Raw genomic sequence first — 26,721 nt, 5'->3', positions numbered from 1 at the left:
AGTGGGCCGCATGATCCTGCTGCACACCTCGGACTGGCATCTGGGCCGGTCGTTCCACGGCACCGGACTGCTCGAGGCCCAGGAGGAGGTCCTGGACGCCCTCGTCGCGACCGTGACGGAGCGCGGCGTGGACGCCGTCCTGCTGGCCGGGGACGTGTACGACCGCGCGCTGCCGCCGGCGGACGCCGTCCGGCTGCTGGACCGGACGCTCACCCGGCTGCACGCGGCCGGCGCCCAGGTGGTGCTCACGAGCGGCAACCACGACTCGGCGGTGCGCCTCGGCTTCGGCGGCGGACTCCTGGCGGCCGCGGGCGTGCACGTGCGCGCGGACGCGGCGGAGCTGGACCGCCCCGTGCTGCTCACCGAGCCCGGGGTCGACGGCGGTGCGGGCCAGACCGTGGCCGTCTACGGCATCCCCTACCTCGAACCGCGCCACCAGGGACCGGCCTGGGGCGTGGAGCCCCACCACACGGCCGTGCTGACGGAGGCGGTCCGCCGCGTCCACGCCGATCTGGCCGCCCGCCGCGCCGAGACGCCGGAGCCGGTGGCCGCCGTCGTGCTGGCCCACCTGTTCGCGGCCGGGGGCCACGGCTCCGAGTCCGAACGGGACATCGGCGAGGGCGAGCACGTTGAGCCGGACGCCCCGCCCGAGATGCTGGTGGGCACGCTGGGGCAGGTGCCGGTCTCCGTGTTCGACGGGCTCGACTACGCGGCCCTGGGCCACCTGCACGGCCGCCAGCGGCTGGCAGAGCACGTGCGGTACTCCGGCTCACCGCTGCCGTACTCCTTCGCCGAGGCGGGCCACCGCAAGGGCGGCTGGCTCGTCCACGTCACGGGCGGGGCCGTCACCGACGTCGAGGCCGTGGACTGGGACGCCGGACGGCGCCTGGCGGTGCTGTCCGGGCCGATCGAGGACCTGCTGGAGTCCCCGGAGTTCGCGTGGGCGGAGCAGTGCTGGGTGCAGGTCACCGTCACCGACGACGAACGCCCCGAGCGGGCCCTGGAGCGCCTGAAGACCCGGTTCCCCTCCGTGCTCGTCTTCCGCCACGAACCGGCCGGCGGGAGGCGGGCCCGGGAGCGGACCTACGCCCAGGTCCTGCGGCAGGCACCCTCGGACCACGCGCTCGCGGTCGGTTTCGTGGACCACGTCCGGCAGCGGCCGGCCAGCGAGGCGGAGCAGGACCTGCTGCGGGACGCCCTCGAGGCCGCCCGTGCGGCGGAGGTGCGCGCATGAGGATCCATCGGATGCGCCTGGAGGGGCTCGGGCCCTATGCCCAGGCGCAGGACGTCGACTTCGACCGGCTCAACGCGGCCGGCCTGTTCCTGCTGGACGGGCCCACCGGCGCGGGCAAGTCCACGGTGCTGGCCGCGCTGTGCTTCGCCCTCTACGGGACCGTGCCAGGCGGACGGTCGGCCGAGTCGCTCGTGACCACGCTGCGCGAGCCGGGCGCGGTGATCCCCGAGGTGCAGGTCGAGTTCACCGTGCAGGGCCGGCGCTTCGAGGTGGTCCGCTCACCCAAGCACGAGCGGCCCCGCCGGCGACGCAGCGCAGCGGGGGGCGCCACCGTCACCACGCAGGCCACGGTCTCCCTGCGGGAACGCGTGGCCGGGGAATGGACGGCGCCGCTCACCCGGGCGGACGAGGTCGGCCAGCAGATCGCGGCCGTCCTGCACCTGGACGCCGAGCAGTTCATACAGGTGGTCCTGCTGCCCCAGGGACAGTTCGCCCAGTTCCTCACCGCGAAGTCGGATGAGCGCCGCGTCCTGCTGCGGCGGCTCTTCGGCACGCAGCGCTTCGACGGCGTCGAGGAGCACCTGCGCGTCGAGACGGCCCGGCTGGACACCGCGGTGGCCGTGGACGCGGACGTGGCCCGGACCGCGCGGGCACAGCTGGCCGAGGCGCTCCACGAGGCGCTCGGCCCGGACTGGCATGCGCCGGAGCCGTCACCGGACACGGACGACCGGCTGCTCGCCCTCGCCGCCGAGCGCGCAGGTCGCGCCCACGAGGACGCGCGGGCCGACCTCGCCACGGCCCGCGCCGCGGAGCAGCGGGCCCGGGTGACGGCGCGTGAGCTGGAGACCCGCGGGCGGGACCTGGCCGCGGCCGAGGCGTGGGCGAGCCGTCGACGCGACCACGACGCCGAGGCCGAGACCGCCGCGGCGCGGCGCCGCGCCGTCGACGCCCATGAGCGCGCCGGGCGGGTGCTCGCGGCCGCCCAGCGGGCCTCCGCGGCGGCGGACGCCGCCGGCACCGCGTCGGAGGCGGTGACGGAGGCCCTGGCGCACGTCGAGGACGAGCCGACCGCGGCGGCGTGGCTCGCCGCCGCCCGGGCGGACGGGGCCGCCGATGCGCCCGCCTCCCGCCAGGCGCTGGGGGAGGCCGAGCGCGCCGCGGAGGCGGTGGCGCGCGCCGTCCGGGACCGTGACCGGATGCGCGAGCTGGAGCAGGAGGCGGCCGCCGCGGCGGAGCGTCGGGCCGAGATCGACCGCGACCGCGCCGCCCTGGTCGAGTCCCGCCCCGAGCGTGAGGCGGCCGTCGCGGCACACCGCGCGGTCGTCGAACGCGGCACCGAGCGTCTCGGCGCCCGGGAGGCCGTGGACCGCGCCGTGTCCGAGGCCGCCGCTCGCCGCACGGCCGCCGAGGCCGCGGCCGCCCGCGCCGTCGAGGTCGAGACCGCGGCCCGGGCCCACCGGGAGGCACAGGAGCGGCGACGTGAGGCCGCCGAACGGCACGTCGGTCTGCTGCGTGCCCGGTACGAGCAGGCCGCCTCCGAACTGGCGGAGCGGCTCGTGCCCGGCGAGCCGTGCGCCGTGTGCGGCTCGCCCGAGCACCCGGCCCCGGCCGCGACCGCGGACACCGCGGTGACCGAGGCGGACGTGCGGGACGCCGAGCAGGCCCGGACCGCGGCCGACCGGGCCGCGACCGACGCCGAGACCGCCCTGCGCGCCGCCGAGCAGACCCTCCGCTCGGCGGGCGAGGCCGCCGCCGGGCTCGCACCCGAGGCCGCGCGGGAGGCGCTCGAGCGCGCCGAGACCGAACGGGCCGCGCTGGACCAGGCGGCGAAGGACCTCGCCGCGGACCGCCGCCGGCTGACCGCCGCCGAGAAGACGCTCGCCGGGGCCGACGAGACCGCCGCCGCGCTCGCGGCCGAGGACGGCCGGCTCGCCGAGGCCGCCGCCCACCGCGCCGCCCGGCTGACCGAGCTGCGGGACGCCGTCGAGGCCGCCCGCGGCGACGCCGAGACCCTCGACGCCCGCCGCGACCAGGTCACCGCCGCACGCCGGGTCCTGGCCGCCCTCGCTGCGGCGCAGGACGAGGACGCGCGCGCCCGGGCGGTCGCCGACGAGACCGGACAGGCGCTCACCGCCACGCTGGCCGAACAGCGCTTCGACGACGTCGACGCGGCGCGCGCGGCCCGCCTCGAGGAGACGGAGGCCGCCGACCGCACGGCCGCCGTGCAGGAGTGGGACGCCGAACGGGCCCGCCTCGCCGAGCTCGAGGCGAGCGAGCCCGTCCGCCGGGGCCGCGCCCTCGCCGAGGCGGGCGTCGAGCCGCCGACCGAGGAGCAGACCCGCGCCGCCGCCGAGGCGCTCGCCGCGGCCGAGGCCGCGAGCTCGTCCCGGGCGACGGCGGTCGGGCGGCTCGATTCGCTCGTCGCCACGGTGCGCCGGCAGTCGGCCGCCCTGACCGAGGTCCTGGAGCGGTCCGCCGGGCTCATCGCCGAGCACACGCGGGTGCGGGGGCTGCTCGACCTCGTCCGCGGCGGCGGGGAGAACCTGCTCAAGATGCCCCTGACGAGCTATGTCCTCGCCGGGCGGCTCGAGGAGGTCGCCGCCGCGGCCACCGAGCGTCTGCTCGCCATGACGGACCAGCGGTATTCGATCGAGTACTCCGACGCCGTGGGCGGGCGCGGGAACAAGGGCCTCGAACTCGTCATCCGGGACCACTACGTGGACGAGACGCGCCACCCGGCCACGCTCTCGGGCGGCGAGACCTTCATGGCCTCCCTCGCCCTCGCCCTGGGGCTCGCGGACACCGTGCAGGCCGAAGCCGGCGGCATCGAACTGGACACGCTCTTCGTGGACGAGGGCTTCGGCTCGCTCGACGCGGACACCCTCGACGACGTCCTGGACGTCGTGGACACCCTGCGGACCGGTGGCCGGACCGTGGGCCTCGTCTCCCACGTCGAACGGATGAGGCAGGAGATCGGCGTGCGCCTCGAGGTGCGCAAGGACCGGCGCGGCTCGAGCCTCGCGGTGCACGACGGCGCCTGAGCGACGGGGGTGCGCCCCGCCGCCCCGGCCCGCGCCACGCGTGAGGTCAGGCCCGGCGCCACCGCCGGCGGAGGCGCTGCCGGAGTCGGCCGAGGCGTCCGGCGTCGAGCTCGGACGGGGCCGCCCAACGCTCCTCAGCCCGGCGCGCCTGCTCGGCCGCGCGCTCGGCCGCGACGCGCTGCGCCTCCCGCTCGGCCGCGACACGGCGCTCCTCCTGCAGGCGGCGCTCCCCGCGGACCTCGGTGAGCCGGTACAGCACGGGCACGAGCACGAGCGTGAGCAGGGTGGAGGACACCAGGCCGCCCACCACGGCCACCGCGAGGGGCTGGGAGATGAACCCCGCGTGCCCCGTGATGCCCAGGGCCATCGGGGTCATGGCCAGGATGGTGGCCAGGGCCGTCATCACCACCGGGCGCACGCGGTTGAGCGCGCCCACCTCGATCGCCTCGTCCAAGGTCATGCCGCGGTCGCGGCGGTACTGGTTGATCAGGTCGATCAGCACGATCGCGTTCGTCACCACGATGCCCACCAGCATGAGCAGCCCGATCATCGTGGACAGTCCCAGCGGCGTGCCGGTGGCCAGCAGCGCCAGGAACACGCCCGTGGCGGCGAAGGGGATCGACACGAGCAGCACGAGCGGCTGGCGCAGCGAGTTGAACGTCGCCACCATCACGACGTACACGGTCGCCACGGCAGCCAGCAGCGCCAGTCCGAGGTCCCGGAACGTCTGCGCCTGCTGCTCCGCCGCGCCGCCCACGGCCGCGGTGACGCCCTCGGGCAGGTCCAGCTCCGCCACGGCCTGCGTGACCCGGCGCGAGACGGCCCCGAGGTCCTCGTCGTCCGGGGTCACCGTGACGACGGCGGTCCGCTCGCCGTTCGAGGACGTCACCCGGGCGGGCACCGGCACTCGCGAGACCTCGGCGAGGTCCCCCAGCGGCACGGGCCCCTCGGCCGTCTCCACGGGCACCTGGCGCAGGGCGTCGAGGGACTCGACCGGCTCCGGGTCACCCAGCTGCACCGCGAAGCTCTCGAACCCGAAGCGGACGTCGCCCACGGGCACGGCCTGCAGGGCGGCGGCGGCCTGGCCGGCCACCGCCTCCTCGGTCAGGCCGAGCCGGGCGGCGGCGACGGTGTCCACGTCCACCTGGAACGTCGGGCGCAGGTCCGAAGCCGGCGTCGTCACCTCGCGGGCACCCTCGACGGGCCGCAGCGCCTCGGCGACCTGATCGGCGGCCGCGGTGAGGGCCTGCGGGTCGGGGGCGGAGACGGCCACCTCGATGTCCTGGCCGCCGCTCGGCCCCTGCTGTGTGGAGACGGACACGTCGCCCACGCCGTCGAGACCCGTGAGCTCGGCGCGCACCCCGTCCTGGAGGGCCACCTGGTCCGCATCCGGGTCGGTCACCACCGTGAACCGCGCCCGGTCCGCCGAGGAGCCGCCGAAGGCCCCCATCGGACCGGCGGCGGTGCCGGCCGTCCACTGGACCGTCTCGACGCCGTCGGTGTCCAGCAGCACCCGCTCGATGCGCTCGGCGGCGGCGGCCGTGGTCTCCAGCGACGTCCCCGGCTCCTGCTCCGCCGTGACGACGAACGAGTTCTGTCCCGAGTCGCCCAGGAGGTTCGTGGGGATCAGCGGGACCAGCGCGGCCGTGCCGGCCAGCAGCGCCAGGGCGGCGGCGAGGGTGACCACGGTGTGCCGCTGTGTCCAGCGCAGCACCGGGCGGTAGGCCCGGGTGAGCCATCCGCCGGCCGCCACGGGCCGGTCGCCGGGGACGGCGGGCGCGGCCGTGGTCTCGGCCCCGCGCCGCGGGGAGCGCAGGAACCACCAGCACAGCACCGGCACGATCGTCAGGGCGACGACGAGGGAGGCCAGCAGGGCGACCGTGGCGGTCACGGCGAAGGGCCGGAACAGCTCGCCGGCCAGGCCGCCCACGAAGGCGATGGGCAGGAACACGGCCACGGAGACGAGGGTGGAGGCGGTGATCGCGGTGGCGACCTCGCGCGTGCCGTCCAGGATCGCGGTGCGCCGGTCGGCACCCAGGCCGAGGTGCCGGCGGATGTTCTCCACCACCACGATCGCGTCGTCCACGACTCGGCCGATCGAGATCGTCAGCGCCCCGAGCGTCAGCGTGTTGAGGGAGTAGCCGAAGGCCGCCACCCCGATGAGGGCGGCCAGCAGGGACAGCGGAATGGACACGGCGGTGACGAGGGTGGAGCGCACCGAGAGCAGGAACACGGCGATCACCAGCACGGCGAACGCCAGGCCCAGCAGGCCCTCCTGGAACAGCGTGTCGATGGACTGCTGGATGAACGGGGCCTGGTCGAACACCACGGTCAGGTCCGCGCCGCCGCCGACCAGGGACGCCAGCTCCGGCAGGGCGTCGCGCACGGCCTGCGAGACCGCCACGAGGTCGGCGTCCGGGGTCGCGGTCACGGAGACGGACAGCGTCGGCACCCCGTCGGTGCGGGTCAGGGACGTGGGGGCCGCGGCCACGAGGGTGACGTCGGCGACCTCGTCCAGGGTGCGCGGTTCGCCGTCGCCGGAGGGAGCGACGACGATCCCGCGCAGGCCCTCGAGGTCCTCGACGGCGGCGCCCGCCTGGACGGGATAGGTGGTCGCCCCCTCGGTGACCTGGCCGACGGGGAAGAGGCCGGCGTTCTCCTCGAGTGCGTCGGTGATGTCGGAGGTGGTCAGCCCGGCGGCGGCGAGCGCGGCCGGGTCCGGGACCACGGAGACGTTCTCGTCCGTGCCGCCGAGGACGTCGGCGCCACGGACGCCGTCGATCTTCTGCAGCCGCGGGGCCAGGACGTCCTCGGCGCGGCGGCGCAGGGTGTTGAGGTCCTCGTCCCCGGACAGGGCGAGGAAGACCACCGGGAAGTCGGAGACGGAGCCCGCGAAGGACGAGGTCTCCGCCTCCTCCGGCAGCTGCGGCCCCAGGTTGGCCACCACGCGGTCCACCTGGGACCGGGCCCGGTTCAGGTCTGTGCCGTAGGCGAACTCCAGCTGGACCGCGTTGAAGCCGGACTGCGACGTGGACCGCGAGGATTCGAGCCCCTCCACGGCCTGCAGGGCCGTCTCGAGGGGCTCGCCCACCTGAGCGTCCACGACCTCGGGGGACGCCCCCGGGTAGAGCGTCGAGACGGAGATGACGGGCAGCTCGAGCGGGGGGATCAGCTCCCGCTTGAGCTGCCCGGCGGAGAGGACGCCGAACACCGCGATGAACACGGTGACGAGCGCCACGAGCGCCCGCCGACCGAGTGAGAACCGTGCGAGCGCTCCCATCGGGGCGTCAGGCCAGCTTCAGTGCGGCGTCCGTGACGGTGCGGACCTCGTCCAGCAGCGCCGGGTCGTCGTTGAGCGTGTGGCCCAGGGACGGGATGAGCTCCTTGAGCGTGCCGTCCCAGCCGGCCATCTTCGCGGGGAAGCAGCGCTCGAGCAGCTTCACCATGATGGGGGCCGCGGTGGAGGCGCCCGGCGAGGCGCCGAGCAGGCCGCCGAGCGAGCCGTCCGCGTGCGTGACGACCTCGGTGCCGAACTGCAGGACGCCGCCGAAGCGGCCCTTGCGCTTCATCACCTGCACGCGCTGGCCCGCGGTGATCAGCTCCCACTCGCCGCCGTCGGCCTCCGGGTAGAACTCGTGCAGCGCGTCGATCTTCTTGTCCCGGGACTTCAGCACCTCGGTCACGAGGTACTTGGTCAGGTCCATGTTGTCCTTGGCCACGTCCAGCATCGTGCTGAGGTTGTGCGGGCGCACGGACAGCGGCAGGTCCAGGTAGGAGCCGGTCTTGAGGAAGTTCGTGGAGAACCCGGCGTAGGGGCCGAACAGCAGGGAGCGCTTGCCGTTGACGAAGCGGGTGTCCAGGTGGGGCACGGACATCGGCGGGGCGCCGACGGCGGCCTGGCCGTACACCTTGGCCATGTGCTGGTTTACCACGGACTCGTCCGTGCAGCGCAGGAACTGGCCGGAGACCGGGAAGCCGCCGAAGCCCTTGGCCTCGGGGATGCCGGACTTCTGCAGCAGGGGCAGGGCGCCGCCGCCGGCACCGACGAAGACGAAGCGGGCGCGGTCCACGAGCTCGGAGCCGGCGGCCTTGTTCTTGACCTTGACCTCCCAGCGGCCGTCCGTGCCGCGGGTGAGGCCGGTGACCTTGTGACCGAAGCGCACCTCGGCGCCGGCGCCGGCCATGGCCGTGATGAGCTGGCGGGTGAGGGAGCCGAAGTCGACGTCGGTGCCGCCGGTGTTGCGGGACGCCGCCAGGCGCTGGCCCGGCTCACGGCCCTCGATCAGCAGCGGGGCCCAGGCACGGATCTGCTCCGGGTCCTCGCTGTGCTCCATGCCGGCGAACAGCGGCTGGGCGGACATGGCCTCATAGCGGGTGCGGAGGTAGTCCGCGTGGTCGTCACCCCACACGAAGGACATGTGCGGCAGCGGGTTGATGAAGGACTTGGGGTCCTTGAGCGTGCCGTCCGCCACCAGGGAGGACCAGAACTGGCGGGTGGTCCAGAACTGCTCGTTGATGCCCAGCGCCTTGGTGACGTCCACCCGTCCGTTCTTGTCCATGGGCGAGTAGTTCAGCTCGCACAGGGCGGCGTGGCCGGTGCCCGCGTTGTTCCACGGGTCGGAGGACTCCAGGCCGGCCTGATCGAGGCTCTCGTACAGGGCGATGGACCAGGTGGGCTCGAGCTTCTGCAGCAGCACGCCCAGGGTGGCGCTCATGATGCCGCCGCCGATCAGGACGACGTCGTGGGTGGCGGTGGACGAGGTGGTGGGCACGGTCAACTCCTGAAGCAGAACGACGGCGGGTGGGCGCAGTGCGACCAGGCCGAGCAGTGGCGGTCGGGCCGGGCGCCGTGATCTCCCACTGTACTACCGGTGCGTTCAGCCTTCGGTCAGCCTGACGCGCGAGAAGGGCTCGTCCAGCTGCGGCGACGTCGGGTAGGAGGCCACGCGCGGGCCGGTGGCCAGGGCCGAGATCGGATAGACCAGCGGCAGCGCCGGCAGGTCGAGGGCCATGGCCCGGACGACGCGGCGGAACAGGGCGCGGCGTGTGTCGTCGTCGGTCTCGGCCGCCGCCGCGTCCACGTCCTCGACGACGCGCGGGTTGCGGTAGCCGGTCTCGGCGCGGCCCGAGCGCGCGAAGGGCTCGAGGAACGCGTGCGGGTCTCGGTAGTCGCCGGTGCGGCCCATCAGGTGCAGGGCTCGGGTGGGTCGGGAGACGACGGCGTGCAGGTAGTCCTGGTCCTCCGGCACGGGCACGGGCACGATGTGCATCCCCACCGCGCCGAGGTCGCGGGCGACCATCGCGTAGACCCGCTCAGGCTCGGGCAGGGAGGGACGGGCCGTGCCAGCCGGGTAGAGGAACTCCAACGGCTCCCCGTCGTATCCCGCCAGGCCGAGGAACTCGCGGGCCCGGCCCGGGTTGACGTCGTAGCGCCGAGCCTCCTCGTCGCCGACGCCGAGGGACGGGGGGACGAGGTCGTGGGCCAGGCGGGTGCCCTCGAGGAAGACGTCGCTGCCGGCGATGCGCGGGCGGTCCACCGCGTACGCGATCGCCTGGCGCAGGTACTGCGCGTGCACGAGCGGATGGTCCAGGTTCATGCCCACGTAGAGCACGCCCAGGGGGTCCCGGGGCAGCACCTGGGTGCCGGCCTCGACGAGGGGGCGCAGCTGGCCGGGGGCGACGACGTCGATCACGTCCGCCGTGCCGCGCCGCAGCTCCCGCAGGCGCACGGAGGCCCGACCCCACGCCTGCACGGCCACCGGATGCGCCGCCGGATCGGAGCCGCGGTGGCGGGCGCTGGGGACCAGGAACGTTGCGCCCGAGGCACCCGGGTGGGCGCGCGTGAGCTCGGCGGTCTCCGCGGCGTCGGCCCAGCGGTAGGGGCCGGTGCCGGCGGGGGTGGTGACCTCGGAGCCGTCCACGTCGACCGTGCGGTCCCACGAGGCCGGCGAGGAGATCGCGAAGGCCGGCGAGGCCAGCGCGGCCGCGAGGTGACGGCGCGGGGAGTGCAGGCGCAGCCGCACCTCGAGCTCTCCGTGCGCCTCGACGCCGGCGAAGGCGGAGTCCGCGTCCCCGGCGTATCCGCCGAAGGCCGAGACGAACGAGGAGGGCGGGGAGACGGTCCCGTCCACGGGCGCAGGTGCGGCGGCCCACCGCTCGATGTTCGCGACCACGGCGGCGGCATCGCACGGCTCGCCGTCGTCGAACACCACCCCGGAGACCAGGTGGAACGTGTGGAGGCGGCCGCCGTCGGACTCCTCGTGCCGCTCGGCGAGGCGGGGCGTGGGGGCGCCGGTGTCCGCGTCCACGCCGAGCAGCGTCTCGAAGACCTGGCGGATCAGACGGAAGGACTCGACGTCCAGCGCGCGGGCCGGGTCCCGCGTCAGCGCCCGCGCCGGGGCGCCGACCACGAGCAGCCGGCCCGGGCCCGAGGAGCTCGGGGCGGCCGAGGACGGCGCCGCGGGCGACGTCGTGCAGCCGGCCACGCCCAGGCCGAGCAGGCCCAGGCCCCCGCCGAGGAAGGCGCGGCGAGTGGGCTGCATGGCGGCCTCCTCTGGCAGGTGACGTCGGGGTCGGGCGGGCCCGGGGAGTGCGGGCGGGGGGACTCGAACCCCCACGTCCAGGACACTGGAACCTAAATCCAGCGCGTCTACCAGTTCCGCCACGCCCGCGCACACCCCGCGCGGGCGGGGCGAGGCCCGATCCTACCGTGCGGCGCCCGGGCGCGGCGGGCGCGGATCAGGCCTCGTCGAGGCCGAGGGTGCGGCGCAGTCGGGCCACGTGGCCGGTCGCCTTCACGTTGTACTGCGCGTGGGTGACCTTCCCGTCCGGGCCGACGACGATCGTGGAGCGGATCAGACCCTCGAAGGTCCGCCCGTAGTTCTTCTTCTCACCCCAGGCGCCGTAGGCCTCGGCCACCGCGTGGTCCTCGTCCGAGAGCAGGGGGAACGTCAGGCCCTCCTGCTCGGCGAACCGGATGATCTTGCCGATCGGGTCGGGGGAGATCCCCAGGACGACGTAGCCGGCCGCGGTCAGGGAGGCGAGGCTGTCCCGGAAGTCGCAGGCCTGCGTGGTGCAGCCGGGCGTGGACGCGGCCGGGTAGAAGTAGACGATCGTGTGCTTGCCCGCGCTGTCGCGCAGCGAGACGGGCCGGCCCTCCTGGTCCTGGAGGGTGAACGCGGGTGCCGTGTCGCCGGGCTGGAGGCGGTGCTGGGTCGTGTCGGTCATGGGCCCCAGCCTACGGTGGGCCCGGGCGGGGAGCGGGGACGACGCAGGCCCCGTCTCCGTGGAGACGGGGCCTTCGCTTCGGTGGGTGCACCCCCCGGGACTCGAACCCGGAACCTGCTGATTAAGAGTCAGATGCTCTACCGGTTGAGCTAGAGGTGCAGGTGCCGCACCGCCTCTCGGATCTCTCCGGTGCGCCGTGCAACGAGGTGAAACCCTACCAGGGGTTTCAGACGCCGTGCAAATCGGGGGGCGTGACGTCCGTCGCGTCCGTCTCCGGGGTCGCGTAGAGGCGGTCCAGTTCGTCCATGAAGGCGGTCATGAAGGCGTGGAAGTCGGTGGCGTCCTCGGCCTGGTCGAGCTCCGCGGTGCCGTCCTCCGTGAGGTCGCCCACCGGCACCCGCGTGTGCTCCGGGACGTCGAACCACGTCCGGAAGCCCGTGACGGTCTCCACCTGATAGCCGCTGCCCGTGTCCGCCACGGTGGCCACGTTGGCCAGGCCCACCTCGACGACGTCGGCGCGGTCCGCGGAGGCCTCGGTCACCGGGCCGTGCGGGTCGTCCTCGGCCACGCCCGGCGCGCGGCGGTCGTGGTCGTCCGGGGTGGAGGTGGGGTCGAACGGGCACAGCAGCATCTCGAGCGGCTGGTGGCGGTAGCCGATCACGAGGGGGGAGGAGGAGCCCGAGGGCTGGCCGTAGACGACGTTGTAGTCGCCGTGGTTGAACACGCGCGCATCGAAGACGCGGCGCAGCCGTCTGTGCAGGGTGGGCGTGTCCATGGGCCCAACGTACGCGGACCCGTCCGCACGTGTCATGCCGCGGCACCCGTCACACGGGGACGTCGCGTCGGCCCGGTGGCGCCGTGCTCACTAGACTCCGCGGCATGGACTCCGCCGCGTCGACTCCCAGCACCCCGTCCGCCGCTCCCGACATCAAGCCGCGCTCGCGCGACGTCACCGACGGGATGGAGCGCACCGCCGCCCGCGGCATGCTCCGCGCGGTCGGCATGGGGGACGAGGACTTCGGCAAGCCGCAGATCGGCATCGCGTCGTCCTGGAACGAGATCACCCCCTGCAACCTCTCCCTGGACCGCCTCGCCCAGGCCTCGAAGGACGGCGTCCACGCCGCCGGTGGATATCCGCTGGAGTTCGGCACGGTCTCCGTCTCGGACGGCATCTCCATGGGCCACGAGGGCATGCACTTCTCCCTCGTCTCCCGCGAGGTGATCGCGGACTCGGTGGAGACCGTGATGATGGCCGAGCGCCTGGACGGCTCCGTCCTGCTCGCCGGCTGCGACAAGTCGCTGCCGGGCATGCTCATGGCCGCCGCCCGCCTGGACCTGGCGTCCGTGTTCGTCTACGCAGGCTCGATCATGCCGGGCGTGGCCCGCCTGACCGACGGCACCGAGAGGCAGGTGACCATCATCGACGCCTTCGAGGCGGTCGGCGCCTGCGCCCGCGGTCTCATGTCCGAGGAGGACCTGCTCCGCATCGAGAAGTCCATCGCCCCGGGTGAGGGCGCCTGCGGCGGCATGTACACCGCCAACACCATGGCCTCCATCGGTGAGGCCCTCGGCATGTCCCTGCCCGGTTCCGCCGCCGCCCCCTCCGCGGACCGCCGCCGCGACGCCTTCGCGCGCCGCTCCGGCAAGGCCGTGGTGAACATGCTCCGCCAGGGCATCACGGCCCGGGACATCATGACCAAGCCCGCGTTCGAGAACGCGATCGCCGTGACCATGGCGTTCGGCGGCTCCACCAACGCCGTGCTGCACCTGCTCGCCATCGCCCGGGAGGCGGGCGTGGACCTGCAGCTGTCCGACTTCAACCGCATCGCCGACCGCACCCCGCACATCGCCGACCTCAAGCCGTTCGGTCAGTACGTCATGACGGACGTGGACCGCATCGGCGGCGTCCCGGTGGTCATGAAGGCCCTGCTGGACGAGGGCCTGCTGCACGGGGACACCCTCACCGTCACCGGCAAGACCCTCGCCGAGAACCTGGCCGCGCTCGATCCGGACCCGGTGGACGGCAAGGTCATCCGGACCATGGACGACGCGATGCACCCCAACGGCGGCATCGCGATCCTCCACGGCTCGCTGGCCCCGGAGGGCGCTGTCGTGAAGTCCGCCGGCTTCGATGCGGACGTCTTCGAGGGCACCGCGCGCGTCTTCGACCGGGAGCGCGCCGCCATGGACGCCCTCGAGGACGGGACCATCGCCGCCGGCGACGTGGTGGTCATCCGCTATGAGGGGCCGAAGGGCGGCCCGGGCATGCGCGAGATGCTCGCGATCACCGGCGCGATCAAGGGGGCGGGTCTGGGCAAGGACGTCCTGCTGATCACCGACGGGCGCTTCTCCGGCGGCACCACCGGCCTGTGCATCGGCCACATCGCCCCCGAGGCCGCCGAGGGAGGGCCGATCGGGCTGGTGCAGGACGGCGACCGCATCCGCGTGGACATCGCCGGACGCACCATGGACCTGCTCGTGGACGAGGCCGAGCTCGCCGCCCGCCGCGAGTCCTGGGAGCCGGTGGAGCCGAAGTTCACCACGGGCGTGCTGGGCAAGTACGCCAAGCTGGTGCACTCCGCCGCCGAGGGTGCCTACCTGGGCTGAGGCCCGGTCGGCCTGCACGCCGAGACGAGCAGAGGATGAGCATGCACGCGATCGACGCCCGGGCCGGGGGACCCGCGCCTCGTCCCGGGCGGGAGGCGCGCTGATGGAGGTCGTCATCCTGCCCGACGCCGCCGCCCTGGGCCGGCACGGCGCGGACGCGGTGGCCGCCCACGTGGCGGCCCGTCCCGAGGCCGTCCTGGGGCTGGCCACCGGCTCCTCGCCGCTGCCCGTCTACGACGAGCTCGCCCGCCGGGTCCGGGACGGGGAGCTGTCCCTGCGCTCCTGCCGCGCGTTCCTGTTGGACGAGTACGTCGGCCTGCCCGCGGGACACCCCGAGTCCTACCGCACCGTGATCGAGCGGGAGTTCGTCGCGCGCACGGACATCGCCCCGGAGGCCGTGCACGGTCCGGACGGCGGGGCGGCGGACGTCCCGGGCGCCTGCGCCGCCTACGAGGAGGCGCTGCGCGAGGCCGGCGGCGTGGACGTGCAGCTGCTCGGCGTGGGCACGGACGGGCACATCGCGTTCAACGAGCCCGGCTCCTCCCTCGCCTCCCGCACGCGCATCAAGGTGCTCGCCGAGCAGACCCGGCGGGACAACGCCCGCTTCTTCGACGGCGACCTCGACCAGGTCCCGACCCACTGCCTCACCCAGGGCGTGGGCACGATCCTCGACGCCCGACACCTGGTCCTGCTGGCCCGGGGCGAGGGCAAGGCCGAGGCGGTGCGGCAGCTCGTGGAGGGCCCCGTGAGCGCCCGCTGGCCGGTCACCGCCCTGCAGCTGCACCCGCACGTGACCGTCCTCGTGGACGACGCCGCCGCCGGGCGGCTCGAGCTCGCGGGGGACTACCGCCACATGTGGGAGGCCAAGCCGCGCTGGCAGGGCCTCTGAGCGTCACCCGTCCGCCGATCCACCCACCCCAGGAGGCCGCCGTGCCCGACCCGCACCCCGCCCCGCCGCGCGTCGAGCCGGCGACCCCGCCGGCCGACGTGCCGCCGTCGGTGCTGCGAGCGGACCGCGTCCACGACGGCGAGCGCCTCGGCGGCCCCGGCTGGATCGCCCTGGCGGAGGGCCGGGTCACGGCGGTCGGGGCCGGGGACCCGCCGCGCACCCACGGCCCCGTCCACGAGCTCGGCGACGCCCTGCTCGCGCCCGGCTGCGTGGACGTGCACTGCCACGGCGGCGGCGGGCACGCCGTCGAGTCCGGTCCGGACGCGGCCCGCGCGGCGGCCGCGGCGCACGCCCGCGCCGGCACGACCACGGTGGTGGCCTCCCTCGTCACGGACGAGGTCGACGCGCTCGTCGCGCAGCTGACGGCCCTGGCGCCCCTGCGCGCGGAGGGCGTCCTGGCCGGCGTGCACCTCGAGGGCCCTTGGCTCTCGCCCCTGCACCGCGGCGCGCACCGGGCCGCGTCCCTGCGGGCTCCGGAGCCCGAGGACGTCGCGCGCCTCGTCGAGGCCGGCGCGGGCAGCCTCGCGATGGTGACGCTGGCCCCCGAGCTGCCGGGCGCCCTCGACGCGGTGGGCCGGCTGGCGGAGGCGGGCGTCCTCGTCGCGATCGGCCACACCGACGCGTCCTACGAGGTCACGCGCGCGGCGATCGAGGCGGGTGCGCGGATGGCCACCCACCTGCACAACGCGTGCCGGCCCGCCCACCACCGCGAGCCCGGGCCCGCCGTCGCCCTGCTGGAGGACCCCCGCGTGGGGATCGAGACCATCGTGGACGGCGTCCACCTGCATCCGGCCACGGTGCGGCGGGTCGCCCGGGAGGCGGGGGAGCGGTGGATCCTCGTCTCGGACGCGATGGCCGCCGCCGGCTGCGGCGACGGCGACTTCTCCCTCGGACCCCTGCGGGCCCGGGTCCACGACGGCGTCGCGCGGGTGGTCGGCGCGGATGGCGCAGCCGGGGCCATCGCCGGGTCCACGGCCACGGTCGCCGGCTCGGTGCGCTCCGCCGTCGCCGCCGGGGTCGACCTCGACGCCGCGCTGCGGGCGGCGACGGCCGCGCCCGCGGACGCCCTGGGGCTTCCCGACGTCGGCCGGCTCCGAGCCGGGAGCCGAGCGGACGCCGTCGTCTTCGGCCCGGAGCTCGAGGTGCGCGGGGTGCTCCGTCACGGAGCGTGGGTGGAGGCGGCCGCCCCCGCGGCGGCTGACTAGGGTGGGCTCAGGCCCGGGATCCGATCCCGACCGCCCGGTCGTCTCACGATGTGACGCTTTATCTCACATTGCGAGACAGGCGGGTGGTCGATGGCGGGCGGGGCGCACGGCTGTCGATACTGAGACCACCCCCGAAGGACCCGGCGGCCCGTGTCCCCACCTCAGACTCCGCCACGCCGGCCCGATCCGTCATCGACGCGGCCACGGTCCCCGACGCCCGACGGATCCGAACGACGACCGTCCGACGCCCCCGCGACGGACACGCAGCGACGAACGCAGTGAGGTGACCCCATGAGCACGACCCCCCGCGACGCCCGCGCGGCGGTCCCGCAGGTCCCGACGCCGGCCTCCCGCCCGACGGAGACGGCCCGGGTCCAGGAGCGCCGTCCGGCCCCTCGGCCCGAGATCGTCGAGCCGCGGGTGCCCGGCGAGGGCTCCCGCGTCGAGCCGACCCGGATGACCGGTTCCGAGGGCATCATCCGCTCCCTGGAGGAGCTGGGGGTCACGGACGTGTTCGGGCTGCCCGGCGGCGCCATCCTGCCGACCTACGACCCGCTCATGGACTCCGATCGGATCCGCCACATCCTGGTGCGCCACGAGCAGGGTGCCGGTCACGCGGCGCAGGGCTACCACCTGGCCACCGGCAAGGTCGGCGTGGCCATCGCCACCTCCGGTCCCGGCGCCACCAACCTGGTGACCGCCATCGCGGACGCCCACATGGACTCCCAGGCGGTCGTGTTCATCACCGGCCAGGTCTCCTCCGCCGCGATCGGCACGGACGCCTTCCAGGAGGCGGACATCGTGGGCATCACGATGCCCATCACCAAGCACTCCCGGCTCGTGACCCGGCCCGAGGACGTCCCCCAGGCCCTCGCCGAGGCGTTCCACATCGCCGCCACGGGCCGGCCCGGGCCCGTGCTCGTGGACGTCACCAAGGACGCCCAGCAGGGCGAGTTCGAGTTCGCGTGGCCGCCCCGGATCGACCTGCCCGGCTACCGCCCCGTCCTGCGCGGCCACCCCCGGCAGATCCGCGAGGCCGCCCGGCTGGTCCGCGAGGCCCGGCGCCCCGTGCTGTACGTGGGCGGCGGCGTGGCCCGCGGCGAGGCCCATGAGGAGCTGCGCGCCCTCGCCGAGCTCACGGGCGCCCCGGTGGTCACCACCCTCACCGCCCGCGGCGTCTTCCCCGACTCGCACCCCCAGCACCTGGGCATGCCGGGCATGCACGGCGGCGTCCCCGCCGTGGCCGCGCTCCAGCAGGCCGACCTGCTGATCACGCTCGGCGCCCGCTTCGACGACCGCGTGACCGGTCACCTGCCCTCGTTCGCCCCCGGCGCCCGCGTGATCCACGCGGACATCGACCCGGCCGAGATCTCCAAGAACCGCACCGCGGACGTGCCGATCGTCGGCCACGTCAAGGAGATCATCCCGGACCTGGTGGCCGAGCTCGCGACGGACCCCGAGGCGCTGCCCGACCTCGCCGACTGGTGGGCGGTGCTGCGGCGCCTGCAGGACACCTACCCGATGGGCTGGACCGAGACCGAGGACGGCCTCCTCGCGCCCCAGGAGGTGATCTCGCGTCTGTCGGCCCTGTCCGGTCCCGAGGCCACCTACGTGGCCGGCGTCGGCCAGCACCAGATGTGGGCCAGCCAGTTCGTCGCCTACGAGCGTCCGCGCCAGTGGCTCAACTCGGCCGGCCTCGGAACGATGGGCTTCGCCGTCCCCGCCGCGATGGGGGCGCAGGTGGGCGAACCCGACCGCGTGGTCTGGGCCATCGACGGCGACGGCTGCTTCCAGATGACCAACCAGGAGCTCGCCACGTGCGTGATCAACCGCATCCCCATCAAGATCGCGGTGATCAACAACTCCTCGCTGGGCATGGTGCGCCAGTGGCAGACCCTCTTCTACGACGGGCGCTACTCGAACACGGACCTGAACACGGGCCATGACACCGCCCGGGTGCCGGACTTCGTCAAGCTCGCCGACGCCTACGGCGCCGCGGGCCTGCGCTGCGACCGCCGGGAGGACCTGGACGACACCATCCGGCAGGCCCTCGCCATCGACGACCGCCCCGTGATCGTGGACTTCGTGGTCTCCCGCGACGCCATGGTCTGGCCGATGGTCCCCGCGGGGGTCAGCAACGACGCGATCCAGGTGGCCCGGGGCATGACGCCCGACTGGGACCAGGAAGACTGAGGAGGGCAACCGATGGAACGCCACACCCTGTCCGTGCTCGTCGAGGACGTGCCCGGCACCCTGACCCGCGTGGCCGGCCTCTTCGCCCGGCGCGCGTTCAACATCCACTCGCTGGCCGTGGGCGTCACGGAGGTCGAGGGCCTGTCCCGGATCACCGTGGTCGTCGACGCCGACACGGACCTGCTCGAGCAGGTCACCAAGCAGCTGAACAAGCTGATCAACGTGATCAAGGTCGTCGAGCTCACGCCCGACTCCTCCGTTCAGCGCGACCACCTGCTCGTCAAGGTGCGCGCCGATGCCGCCACCCGCGGTCAGGTCGTCCAGGCGGCCGACCTGTTCCGCGCCCACGTCGTCGACGTGGCCCCGGAGTCCCTGACCCTCGAGGCCACCGGCACCCGTGACAAGCTCGAGGCCTTCCTCGAGATGATGGAGCCCTACGGCGTGCGTGAGCTCGTCCGCTCGGGCACCCTCGCCCTCGCCCGGGGGCCGCGGTCCATGACCGACCGCGCCCTGGCCCGCTGACCCGTCCCGATCCACCCATCCCGTGAGGAGAACAGCATGACCGTGAAGAAGTTCTACGACGACGACGCCGACCTGTCGATCATCCAGGGCCGCACCGTGGCCGTCATCGGCTACGGCTCCCAGGGCCACGCCCACGCCCTGTCGCTGCGCGACTCCGGCGTGGACGTGCGCATCGGCCTCGCCGAGGGCTCCAAGTCCCGCGCCAAAGCCGAGGCCGAGGGCCTGCGCGTCGTCGACGTCGCCACCGCCGCCGCCGAGGCCGACCTGATCATGATCCTCACCCCGGACCAGGTCCAGGCCGACGTGTACGAGCAGCACATCGCCGGCAACCTGCAGGAGGGCGACGCCCTCTTCTTCGCGCACGGCTTCAACGTGCGCTTCGGCTACATCCAGGCCCCCGAGGGCGTCGACGTCGCCCTGGTCGCCCCCAAGGGCCCGGGCCACGTGGTGCGCCGCGAGTTCGAGGCCGGCCGCGGCGTGCCCGCGCTGATCGCCGTCGAGAAGGACGCCTCCGGCCAGGCCCACGCCCTCGCCCTGTCCTACGCCAAGGCCGTGGGCGGCACCCGCGCCGGCGTCATCGAGACGACCTTCACCGAGGAGACCGAGACCGACCTGTTCGGCGAGCAGGCCGTGCTCTGCGGCGGCGCCTCCCAGCTCGTGCAGTACGGCTTCGAGACCCTCACCGAGGCCGGCTACCAGCCCGAGATCGCCTACTTCGAGGTGCTGCACGAGCTGAAGCTCATCGTCGACCTCATGGTCGAGGGCGGCATCGCCAAGCAGCGCTGGTCCATCTCCGACACCGCGGAGTACGGCGACTACGTCTCCGGCCCCCGCGTCATCACCCCCGACGTGAAGGAGAACATGAAGGCGGTCCTCGCCGACATCCAGTCCGGCGCCTTCGCGCAGCGCTTCATGGACGACCAGAAGGCCGGTGCGCCCGAGTTCAAGGAGCTGCGCGCCCGAGGCGAGGCCCACCCGATCGAGAAGACCGGCCGCGAGCTGCGCCAGATGTTCTCCTGGCTCAAGGACGCGGACGACGACTACACCGAGGGCACTGCGGCCCGCTGAGCCGCCTGAGCCCCCGACGCCGGCCCCGGGCATCGCGCTTCGGGGCCGGCGTCGCATTCCGGCCACGGTCCGGTCACGCGTCTAGGCTCGGACCGGAGCGCGGGCCGGCCCGCCTTCCATCCCACCGCACCACACCTCCAGGAGCACCCGTGAGCGCAGCCCAGCCCGTCGTCCTGATCGCCGAGGAACTCTCGCCCGCCACCGTCGAGGCCCTCGGCCCCGACTTCGAGATCCGCCGCACGGACGGCGCCGACCGCGCCCGCCTCCTCGAGGACCTGCGCGACGTCGACGCGGTGCTGATCCGCTCGGCCACCCAGATGGACGCCGAGGCGATCGCCGCCGCGCCGCAGCTGAAGGTCATCGCGCGCGCCGGCGTCGGACTGGACAACGTGGACGTGCCCGCCGCCACCGAGGCCGGCGTCATGGTCGTCAACGCGCCGACGTCGAACATCATCTCCGCCGCCGAGCTCACCTGCGGCCACATCCTGGCCGCCGCCCGCAACATCGCGGCCGCCCACGGCTCGCTGAAGGCGGGGGAGTGGAAGCGTTCGAAGTACACGGGCGTCGAGCTGTACGGCAAGCGGCTGGGCGTGATCGGCCTGGGCCGCATCGGCGCGCTCGTGGCCGAGCGCATGAAGGCGTTCGGCATGGAGATCCTCGCCTACGACCCCTACGTGACCACCGCCCGCGCGCAGCAGCTCGGCGCGAGCCTCGTCGAGCTGGACGAGCTGCTCGAGCGCGCCGACGTGGTCACGATCCACATGCCCAAGACCCCCGAGACGGTCGGCATGATCGGCGATGAGCAGTTCGCCCGCATGAAGGACACCGCGATCATCGTGAACGTGGCCCGCGGCGGCCTCGTGGACGAGGACGCCCTCGCCCGCGCGCTCGAGGCCGGGACCATCGGGGGTGCCGGCATCGACGTCTTCAGCTCCGAGCCGGCCACGGACCTGGCGTTCTTCGCCCACGACTCCGCCGTCGTCACCCCCCACCTGGGCGCCTCGACCGCCGAGGCCCAGGAGAAGGCGGGCGTCGCCGTCGCCGGCTCCGTGCGCCTGGCCCTCTCCGGCGAGCTCGTGCCGGACGCCGTGAACGTGGCCGGCGGCGCGATCCACGAGGACGTGCGCCCCGGCCTGCCGCTGGCCGAGAAGCTGGGCCGCGTGCTCACCGCGCTGGTGGGCGAGCAGTCCATCACGGCCGTCGAGGTGGAGATCGCCGGTGAGATCGCCGAGCACGACGTCTCCGCGATGCGCCTGGCCGCCCTGAAGGGCGTGTTCACGGACATCGTCTCGGACCAGGTCTCCTACGTGAACGCCCCCGTGCTGGCCGAGCAGCGCGGCGTCGAGTGCCGCCTCACCACCACCGCGGTGTCCGAGTCCTACCGCAACACCGTCACGGTGCGCGCCGCGACCGCGCAGGGCGCCCAGACCGCCGTCACCGGCACACTCACCGGCCCGCGCCAGGTGCAGAAGCTCGTGGGCGTGGACCGGCACGAGCTCGAGGTGCCGCTGGCCGACCACCTGCTCGTGTTCGCCTATCAGGACCGCCCGGGTGTGATCGGCGTCCTGGGCCAGGCCCTCGGGGTGCAGGGCGTGAACATCGCCGGCATGGACGTCTCGCGCGACGACGAGGGCGCCGCCCTGGCCGTGCTGACCCTGGACGGGGCGCTGTCCGGAGACACCGCGGCCACGCTGGCCGCGGCCATCGGCGCCGCCCGTGCGGCCGAGGTGGACCTCTCCGTCTGACCCGTCAACGCCCGGGCGGGCAACGCGGGGCCGGCGCGCGTCGCCCTGTGTTGAGATGGTGTCCATGTCGCGTCCAGCCGAGCCCCGCCCCGCACCCGCCCCGACCGCGCGCGCCGCAGCGGCCCGCCCCGCCACGCCTCCGGGCGTGCAGGGCCGCTGGGCCCGGCGCGCGGCGGGCGGGCTGATCGGCGTCAGTGTCCTGCTCGCCGCCTGGTCGTTCGCCCTCCCCTTCGTGTTCGGGCTGGGCCCGCGGCAGGTGCCGTGGTGGCGCGAGGTCTTCGACGTGAACCACGAGGCCAACCTCACGGCGTGGTGGAGCTCGGGCCTGCTCCTGCTGGGGGCCGCGGGCTTCACCACGGTGGGTCTCGTGCGCCGCGCGCTGGGGGCGGATCGGCGGCGGAGCCTGCTCGCGTGGTTGACCCCCGCGGCCCTGCTGGCGGCCATGAGCTTGGACGAGTCGACGCAGATCCACGAGCAGGCCGGCCAGCTGTGGGAGGTTCTGCCGTTCGCGGGGGAGAACCCGCTGCCCGCGTTCCAGTGGCTGATCCTCGGCGCGCCGGCCGCGATCGTCGTCCTCGGGCTGCTCGCGCTGTGCACCGTCGCCCTGCCCCGCCGGACCCGAGCGCTGACGGTGGCGGGCGGCGCGGTGTTCTTCTTCGGCGCGATCGTCCTCGAGGCGGTGCCGCTCGTCTTCGGGATCGGGCGCAGCACCCTGGCCTACCACGTGGCGACCCACGCGGAGGAGCTGACCGAGATGATCGGGGCGTCCGTGCTCGTGGTGGCCCCGTGGGCCCACCTCCACCTGCGGCCTGCGCCGGGCCATCTGCAGGTGACCGCCGACGGCGTCCCGGACGCCGGCGAGGACGACGTCGTCCTCGGCGCGGGCCCCCGGCCCCGCCGGTAGACTCGACGACTGTGACTGACGCCCGCGCCCCGTACTACCTGACCACGGCCATCTCCTACCCGAACGGCGAGCCGCACATCGGCCACGCCTACGAGTACATCGCCTCGGACGCGATGGCCCGCTTCCAGCGGCTCGACGGGCGGGACGTGCGCTTCCTGACCGGCACGGACGAGCACGGCCAGAAGATGGAGCAGACGGCGCAGCAGCAGGGCCTGAGCGCCCTCGAGCTGGCGACGCGCAACGCCGCCGTCTTCAAGGAGATGGACGACGACGTCCTGGACATCTCCTACGACCGCTTCATCCGCACCACGGACACGGACCACGCCGAGGCCGTCCGCGAGATCTGGCGGCGGATGGAGGCCAACGGGGACATCTACCTCGGCTCCTACGCCGGCTGGTACTCCGTGCGGGACGAACGCTACTTCGGCGAGGACGAGACCGAGGTGGATCAGGACGGGGTGCGCCGCGCCGTCGAGACCGGCACCGAGGTGACGTGGACGGAGGAGGAGTCCTATTTCTTCCGCCTGTCCAAGTACCAGCAGCCGCTGCTGGACCACTACCGCGAGCACCCGGACTTCGCCGCCCCCCGGTACCGCTTCAACGAGGTCATCCGCTTCGTGGAGGCCGGGCTCGAGGACCTGTCCATCTCCCGGACCTCCTTCCAGTGGGGCATCGACCTGCCGGCGCCCGCGGACCCCGACGCCGCCGACGCCGACCGGCGCGCCGACCACGTCACCTACGTCTGGGTCGACGCGTTGACGAACTACCTCACCGGCGCGGGCTGGCCCGCCGAGGACCCGGAGGCGTTCGCGCGCTACTGGCCGGCGGACCTGCACGTGATCGGCAAGGACATCTCCCGGTTCCACTGCATCTTCTGGCCGGCGTTCCTCATGTCGGCCGGCCTCGAGCTGCCGCGCCGCGTCATGATCCACGGCTTCCTGAACAACAACGGGGCCAAGATGTCCAAGTCCCTGGGCAACGTGGTGCACCCGCGGGAATGGGTGGCCCGGTACGGCCTGGACGCCATCCGCTTCTTCCTGCTGCGCGAGTTCCCGTTCGGCGCGGACGGCTCGTACAGCCACGAGGCCGTGGTGAGCCGCAAGAACGCGGACCTGGCCAACAACCTCGGCAACCTCGCCCAGCGCTCGCTGTCCATGGTGGCCAAGAACTGCGGCGCCGCCGTGCCCGAGCCGGGCGAGTTCACCGAGGCGGACCGCGCCGTCCTGGCCCAGGTCGACGCCCTGCTGGAGCGCTCCCGGTCCGCGTACGCGGTGCAGGACTTCCACGACGCGCTCGAGGAGACCTGGCGCGTGCTCGGCGAGGTCAACGCCTACTTCGCGGACCAGGCCCCGTGGGTGCTGCGCAAGACGGACGAGCCGCGCATGCGCACGGTGCTGTACGTGACGTTGCAGGCCGTGCGCCGGGTGGCCCTGCTCGCGCAGCCGGTGATGCCCGGCTCGGCCTCGCGGCTGCTGGACCTGCTCGGCGTCCCCGCCGAGGGCGACGCCGGCCGCACCGGCGCGTCCGGCACCGGCCCGCGGTCCTTCGCCGCGTTCCACGAGGACCTGGTCCCCGGCACGCCGCTGCCCGCCCCGCAGCCGGTCTTCCCGCGCCACGAGGAGCCCGCCGAGGACTGAGCCCGTCCGGAGGGTGAGACCGGGTGTCACACGATGTGGTCCTCACGCGTGCCCCGCGTAGCCTGAGGGCCATGACCGAGACCACACGCAGCTCCGCAGACCCCTTGGACATCGCCGTCATCGGCGGCGACGGCATCGGCCCCGAGGTCACCGACCAGGCCGCCGCCGTCCTGCAGGCGGCGTTGCGTGCCGAGGGGCGTCCGGAGGCCCGGCTCACCCCGTATCCGCTGGGTGCGGAGCACTGGCTCGAGACCGGCGAGGCGCTCACGGACGAGGTCCTCGAGTCCCTGCGCCGCCACGACGCGATCCTGTTCGGGGCCGTCGGCGCCGCGCCCGGGGACGAGCGCATCCCGTCCGGGCTGATCGAGCGCGGCATGCTGCTCACGCTGCGCTTCGCGCTGGACCACGGCGTGAACCTGCGCCCGGCCACCCTGCTGCCCGGCGCCGTCAGCCCCCTGGCCGCGCCCGGCGAGATCGACTTCACCGTGGTGCGCGAGGGCACGGAGGGGCCGTACGTGGGCAACGGCGGTGCGATCCGCGTGGACACCCCGCACGAGATCGCCACCGAGGTCTCCGTGAACACGGCGTTCGGCGTGCGCCGCGTCGTCGAGGACGCCTTCCGTCGCGCCGACGCGGGCGAGCGCAAGCGCCTCACGCTCGTGCACAAGCACAACGTCCTGGTCCACGCCGGCCACCTGTGGCGCCGCACCGTGGAGTCCGTGGCGGCCGACTTCCCCGCGGTCACCTGGGACTACATGCACGTCGACGCTGCCACGATCTTCCTGGCGACGGACCCGGCCCGCTTCGACGTGATCGTGACGGACAACCTGTTCGGGGACATCATCACGGACCTCGCCGCGGCCGTGACCGGCGGCATCGGGCTCGCCGCCTCCGGCAACATCAACGTCGAGGGCACGGCGCCGTCGATGTTCGAGCCGGTCCACGGCTCCGCTCCCGACATCGCGGGCCAGGGGGTCGCCGACCCCGTGGCCGCCATCCTCTCCGCCGCCCTGCTGCTCGAGCACGTGGGCGAGGCCGGCGCGGCGGCGCGCGTGCGCACCGCCGTCTGGGCGCACCTGAGGGACCGGGTGGAGGGCGCGCGGGGCACCACCGCCGAGGTGGGCGCCGACGTCGTCGCGCGGGTCTGACGCGCGGGCCCGGCGCGTCGACGCCGGGTCTAGGATGGGGCGACGGCCTGTGGCGTGTGCCACGCCCGGCGCCGTGGCCCCCGCGCGTCGTGCCCGGCACCGGAGCCGTCCCCATCCGTCACCCGTCACGAGGAGTGATCCCACCGTGTCCGAGACCGTGTTCACGCGGCAACCGCATCTGTCCCCGATGTCCGATCAGCAGCGCGTCGAGATCCTCCAGGACCCCGGTTTCGGCAACGTCTTCACGGACCACATGGTCTCGATCGACTGGACCTGGGACGAGGACGGCGGCGCGTGGCACGACGCCCGCGTGGAGCCCTACGGACCGCTGTCCCTGGACCCCTCGGCCGCGGTGCTGCACTACGGCCAGGAGATCTTCGAGGGCCTGAAGGCCTACCGGCACGAGGACGGGTCGGTGTGGACGTTCCGCCCCGAGGCGAACGCGGCCCGCCTGAACCGCTCCGCCCGCCGCCTGGCCCTGCCGGAGCTGCCCGAGGAGCTGTTCCTCGGCTCGCTGCAGGCCCAGCTCGAGGCGGACCGGGCCTGGGTGCCCACCGGCCCGGGCCAGTCCCTCTACCTGCGCCCCTTCATGTTCGCCTCCGAGGCGTTCCTCGGCGTCCGCCCGGCCCGGCAGGTGCGGTACATGGTGATCGCCTCCCCGGCCGGCAACTACTTCGGCGGCGAGCTCAAGCCGGTGACCATCTGGGTCTCGCGCGAGTACGCCCGCGCCGGCAAGGGCGGAATGGGCGCGGCCAAGACCGGCGGCAACTACGCCGCCTCGCTGCTGCCCCAGCTGCAGGCCGCGGCCAAGGGCGCCGACCAGGTCGTGTTCCTCGACCAGTACCACGACGACGCGATCGAGGAGCTCGGCGGCATGAACGTGTTCTTCGTGCACGCCGACGGCCGCCTCGTCACCCCGGCACTCACCGGCACGATCCTCGAGGGCGTCACCCGCTCCTCGATCCTCCAGCTCGGCCGGGACATGGGCCTGACCGTCGAGGAGCGTCGCGTCACCCTCGCCGAGTGGGCCGAGGGCGTCCGCTCGGGCGAGATCACCGAGGTCTTCGCGTGCGGCACCGCCGCCGTCGTGACCCCGATCGGCCGTCTGCTCGACGGCGACGACGTGATCGAGTCCGCCGGCGGGGCCGACGTGGCCCTGAAGATCCGCGCCGAGCTCGAGGGCATCCAGACCGGGCGCGTCGAGGACCGCCACGGCTGGCTGCACCGCCTCGTCTGACCCC

The 26,721-nt window shown here is 74.2% G+C and carries 18 protein-coding genes and 2 tRNA genes; 13 read left to right on the top strand and 7 right to left on the bottom strand.

The window, feature by feature from the left end:
• The first annotated feature begins 10 nt into the window (after positions 1–10).
• Positions 11–1,234, top strand: a complete 1,224-nt coding sequence (locus tag AUV08_RS07535) for an exonuclease SbcCD subunit D (protein ID WP_036312989.1) — start codon at positions 11–13, stop codon at positions 1,232–1,234.
• Positions 1,231–4,275 carry an AAA family ATPase gene (locus AUV08_RS07530; protein WP_036312986.1) on the top strand — a complete coding sequence of 1,015 codons (3,045 nt, stop codon included), beginning with the start codon at positions 1,231–1,233 and terminating at the stop codon, positions 4,273–4,275. The genes AUV08_RS07535 and AUV08_RS07530 overlap by 4 nt, the downstream gene beginning before the upstream one ends.
• A 46-nt stretch (positions 4,276–4,321) precedes the next feature.
• Here the strand turns inward: AUV08_RS07530 and AUV08_RS07525 are convergent, their stop codons facing one another.
• From AUV08_RS07525 to AUV08_RS07495, 7 genes are all read right to left on the bottom strand, one after another.
• Entirely contained in the window at positions 4,322–7,555 is a 3,234-nt protein-coding gene (locus AUV08_RS07525; protein ID WP_036312982.1) for an efflux RND transporter permease subunit, read from the bottom strand.
• Between the two features lie 7 nt (positions 7,556–7,562).
• On the bottom strand, positions 7,563–9,053 hold the full coding sequence (locus AUV08_RS07520) for a malate:quinone oxidoreductase (protein WP_205805183.1): 1,491 nt from the start codon (positions 9,051–9,053) through the stop codon (positions 7,563–7,565).
• A gap of 99 nt (positions 9,054–9,152) precedes the next feature.
• On the bottom strand, positions 9,153–10,817 hold the full coding sequence (locus tag AUV08_RS07515; RefSeq protein WP_036312976.1) for an ABC transporter substrate-binding protein: 1,665 nt from the start codon (positions 10,815–10,817) through the stop codon (positions 9,153–9,155).
• 48 nt (positions 10,818–10,865) lie between these two features.
• A tRNA-Leu gene (locus tag AUV08_RS07510) sits at positions 10,866–10,946 on the bottom strand.
• 67 nt (positions 10,947–11,013) lie between these two features.
• Positions 11,014–11,502: a thioredoxin-dependent thiol peroxidase gene (bcp, locus tag AUV08_RS07505; RefSeq protein ID WP_010078986.1), complete on the bottom strand. Its 489-nt coding sequence runs from the start codon at positions 11,500–11,502 to the stop codon at positions 11,014–11,016.
• Positions 11,503–11,588: 86 nt separating this feature from the next.
• Positions 11,589–11,661, bottom strand: a tRNA-Lys gene (locus tag AUV08_RS07500).
• Between the two features lie 67 nt (positions 11,662–11,728).
• Positions 11,729–12,277, bottom strand: coding sequence for a hypothetical protein (locus AUV08_RS07495; RefSeq protein WP_036312973.1), 549 nt, complete (start codon positions 12,275–12,277; stop codon positions 11,729–11,731).
• A gap of 104 nt (positions 12,278–12,381) precedes the next feature.
• Between AUV08_RS07495 and ilvD the strand changes: the two genes are divergently transcribed.
• The 11 genes from ilvD to AUV08_RS07440 all read left to right on the top strand — a co-directional run bounded on the left by ilvD (position 12,382) and on the right by AUV08_RS07440 (position 26,717).
• A complete protein-coding gene (gene ilvD / locus AUV08_RS07490; protein ID WP_036312970.1) occupies positions 12,382–14,109 on the top strand; it encodes a dihydroxy-acid dehydratase in 1,728 nt (575 codons plus the stop codon).
• A gap of 103 nt (positions 14,110–14,212) precedes the next feature.
• On the top strand, positions 14,213–14,998 hold the full coding sequence (gene nagB, locus AUV08_RS07485; protein WP_036312968.1) for a glucosamine-6-phosphate deaminase: 786 nt from the start codon (positions 14,213–14,215) through the stop codon (positions 14,996–14,998).
• Positions 14,999–15,108: 110 nt separating this feature from the next.
• Positions 15,109–16,263 carry an N-acetylglucosamine-6-phosphate deacetylase gene (locus AUV08_RS07480; RefSeq protein WP_036313124.1) on the top strand — a complete coding sequence of 385 codons (1,155 nt, stop codon included), beginning with the start codon at positions 15,109–15,111 and terminating at the stop codon, positions 16,261–16,263.
• 291 nt (positions 16,264–16,554) lie between these two features.
• Positions 16,555–18,456 (top strand): acetolactate synthase large subunit, encoded by a 1,902-nt coding sequence (locus AUV08_RS07475; protein WP_061873170.1) that lies wholly within the window; start codon positions 16,555–16,557, stop codon positions 18,454–18,456.
• A 12-nt stretch (positions 18,457–18,468) separates the two neighbouring features.
• Entirely contained in the window at positions 18,469–18,978 is a 510-nt protein-coding gene (ilvN, locus tag AUV08_RS07470; RefSeq protein WP_002854209.1) for an acetolactate synthase small subunit, read from the top strand.
• A 36-nt stretch (positions 18,979–19,014) separates the two neighbouring features.
• Positions 19,015–20,046 carry a ketol-acid reductoisomerase gene (gene ilvC / locus AUV08_RS07465; protein WP_036338342.1) on the top strand — a complete coding sequence of 344 codons (1,032 nt, stop codon included), beginning with the start codon at positions 19,015–19,017 and terminating at the stop codon, positions 20,044–20,046.
• 149 nt (positions 20,047–20,195) lie between these two features.
• Positions 20,196–21,791, top strand: a complete 1,596-nt coding sequence (gene serA / locus AUV08_RS07460; protein WP_044659180.1) for a phosphoglycerate dehydrogenase — start codon at positions 20,196–20,198, stop codon at positions 21,789–21,791.
• A 64-nt stretch (positions 21,792–21,855) separates the two neighbouring features.
• Positions 21,856–22,695 (top strand): hypothetical protein, encoded by an 840-nt coding sequence (locus AUV08_RS07455; protein ID WP_231862132.1) that lies wholly within the window; start codon positions 21,856–21,858, stop codon positions 22,693–22,695.
• An 11-nt stretch (positions 22,696–22,706) separates the two neighbouring features.
• Positions 22,707–24,332, top strand: coding sequence for a methionine--tRNA ligase (gene metG / locus AUV08_RS07450; protein WP_061867869.1), 1,626 nt, complete (start codon positions 22,707–22,709; stop codon positions 24,330–24,332).
• Between the two features lie 71 nt (positions 24,333–24,403).
• Positions 24,404–25,480 carry a 3-isopropylmalate dehydrogenase gene (locus AUV08_RS07445; RefSeq protein ID WP_061867868.1) on the top strand — a complete coding sequence of 359 codons (1,077 nt, stop codon included), beginning with the start codon at positions 24,404–24,406 and terminating at the stop codon, positions 25,478–25,480.
• 187 nt (positions 25,481–25,667) lie between these two features.
• A complete protein-coding gene (locus AUV08_RS07440; RefSeq protein ID WP_061867927.1) occupies positions 25,668–26,717 on the top strand; it encodes a branched-chain amino acid aminotransferase in 1,050 nt (349 codons plus the stop codon).
• Positions 26,718–26,721 lie beyond the last annotated feature (4 nt).

Origin of the sequence: Micrococcus sp. CH7 (assembly GCF_001595485.1) — a bacterium.
In the GTDB taxonomy this organism is placed as follows: domain Bacteria; phylum Actinomycetota; class Actinomycetes; order Actinomycetales; family Micrococcaceae; genus Micrococcus; species Micrococcus luteus.
Note: the sequence above shows the minus strand (reverse complement) of the source record. Positions and strands in the feature narration are given on the sequence as shown.

Coding starts and splice junctions, on each gene's coding strand:
- AUV08_RS07530 (WP_036312986.1), top strand. CDS start 1,231: ATGAGGATCCATCGGATGCGCCTGGAGGGGCTCGGGCCCTATGCCCAG.
- ilvD (WP_036312970.1), top strand. CDS start 12,382: ATGGACTCCGCCGCGTCGACTCCCAGCACCCCGTCCGCCGCTCCCGAC.
- bcp (WP_010078986.1), bottom strand. CDS start 11,502: ATGACCGACACGACCCAGCACCGCCTCCAGCCCGGCGACACGGCACCC.
- ilvN (WP_002854209.1), top strand. CDS start 18,469: ATGGAACGCCACACCCTGTCCGTGCTCGTCGAGGACGTGCCCGGCACC.
- AUV08_RS07495 (WP_036312973.1), bottom strand. CDS start 12,277: ATGGACACGCCCACCCTGCACAGACGGCTGCGCCGCGTCTTCGATGCG.
- AUV08_RS07515 (WP_036312976.1), bottom strand. CDS start 10,817: ATGCAGCCCACTCGCCGCGCCTTCCTCGGCGGGGGCCTGGGCCTGCTC.
- AUV08_RS07455 (WP_231862132.1), top strand. CDS start 21,856: ATGTCGCGTCCAGCCGAGCCCCGCCCCGCACCCGCCCCGACCGCGCGC.
- AUV08_RS07445 (WP_061867868.1), top strand. CDS start 24,404: ATGACCGAGACCACACGCAGCTCCGCAGACCCCTTGGACATCGCCGTC.
- ilvC (WP_036338342.1), top strand. CDS start 19,015: ATGACCGTGAAGAAGTTCTACGACGACGACGCCGACCTGTCGATCATC.
- AUV08_RS07535 (WP_036312989.1), top strand. CDS start 11: ATGATCCTGCTGCACACCTCGGACTGGCATCTGGGCCGGTCGTTCCAC.
- AUV08_RS07475 (WP_061873170.1), top strand. CDS start 16,555: ATGAGCACGACCCCCCGCGACGCCCGCGCGGCGGTCCCGCAGGTCCCG.
- nagB (WP_036312968.1), top strand. CDS start 14,213: ATGGAGGTCGTCATCCTGCCCGACGCCGCCGCCCTGGGCCGGCACGGC.
- AUV08_RS07525 (WP_036312982.1), bottom strand. CDS start 7,555: ATGGGAGCGCTCGCACGGTTCTCACTCGGTCGGCGGGCGCTCGTGGCG.
- AUV08_RS07440 (WP_061867927.1), top strand. CDS start 25,668: ATGTCCGATCAGCAGCGCGTCGAGATCCTCCAGGACCCCGGTTTCGGC.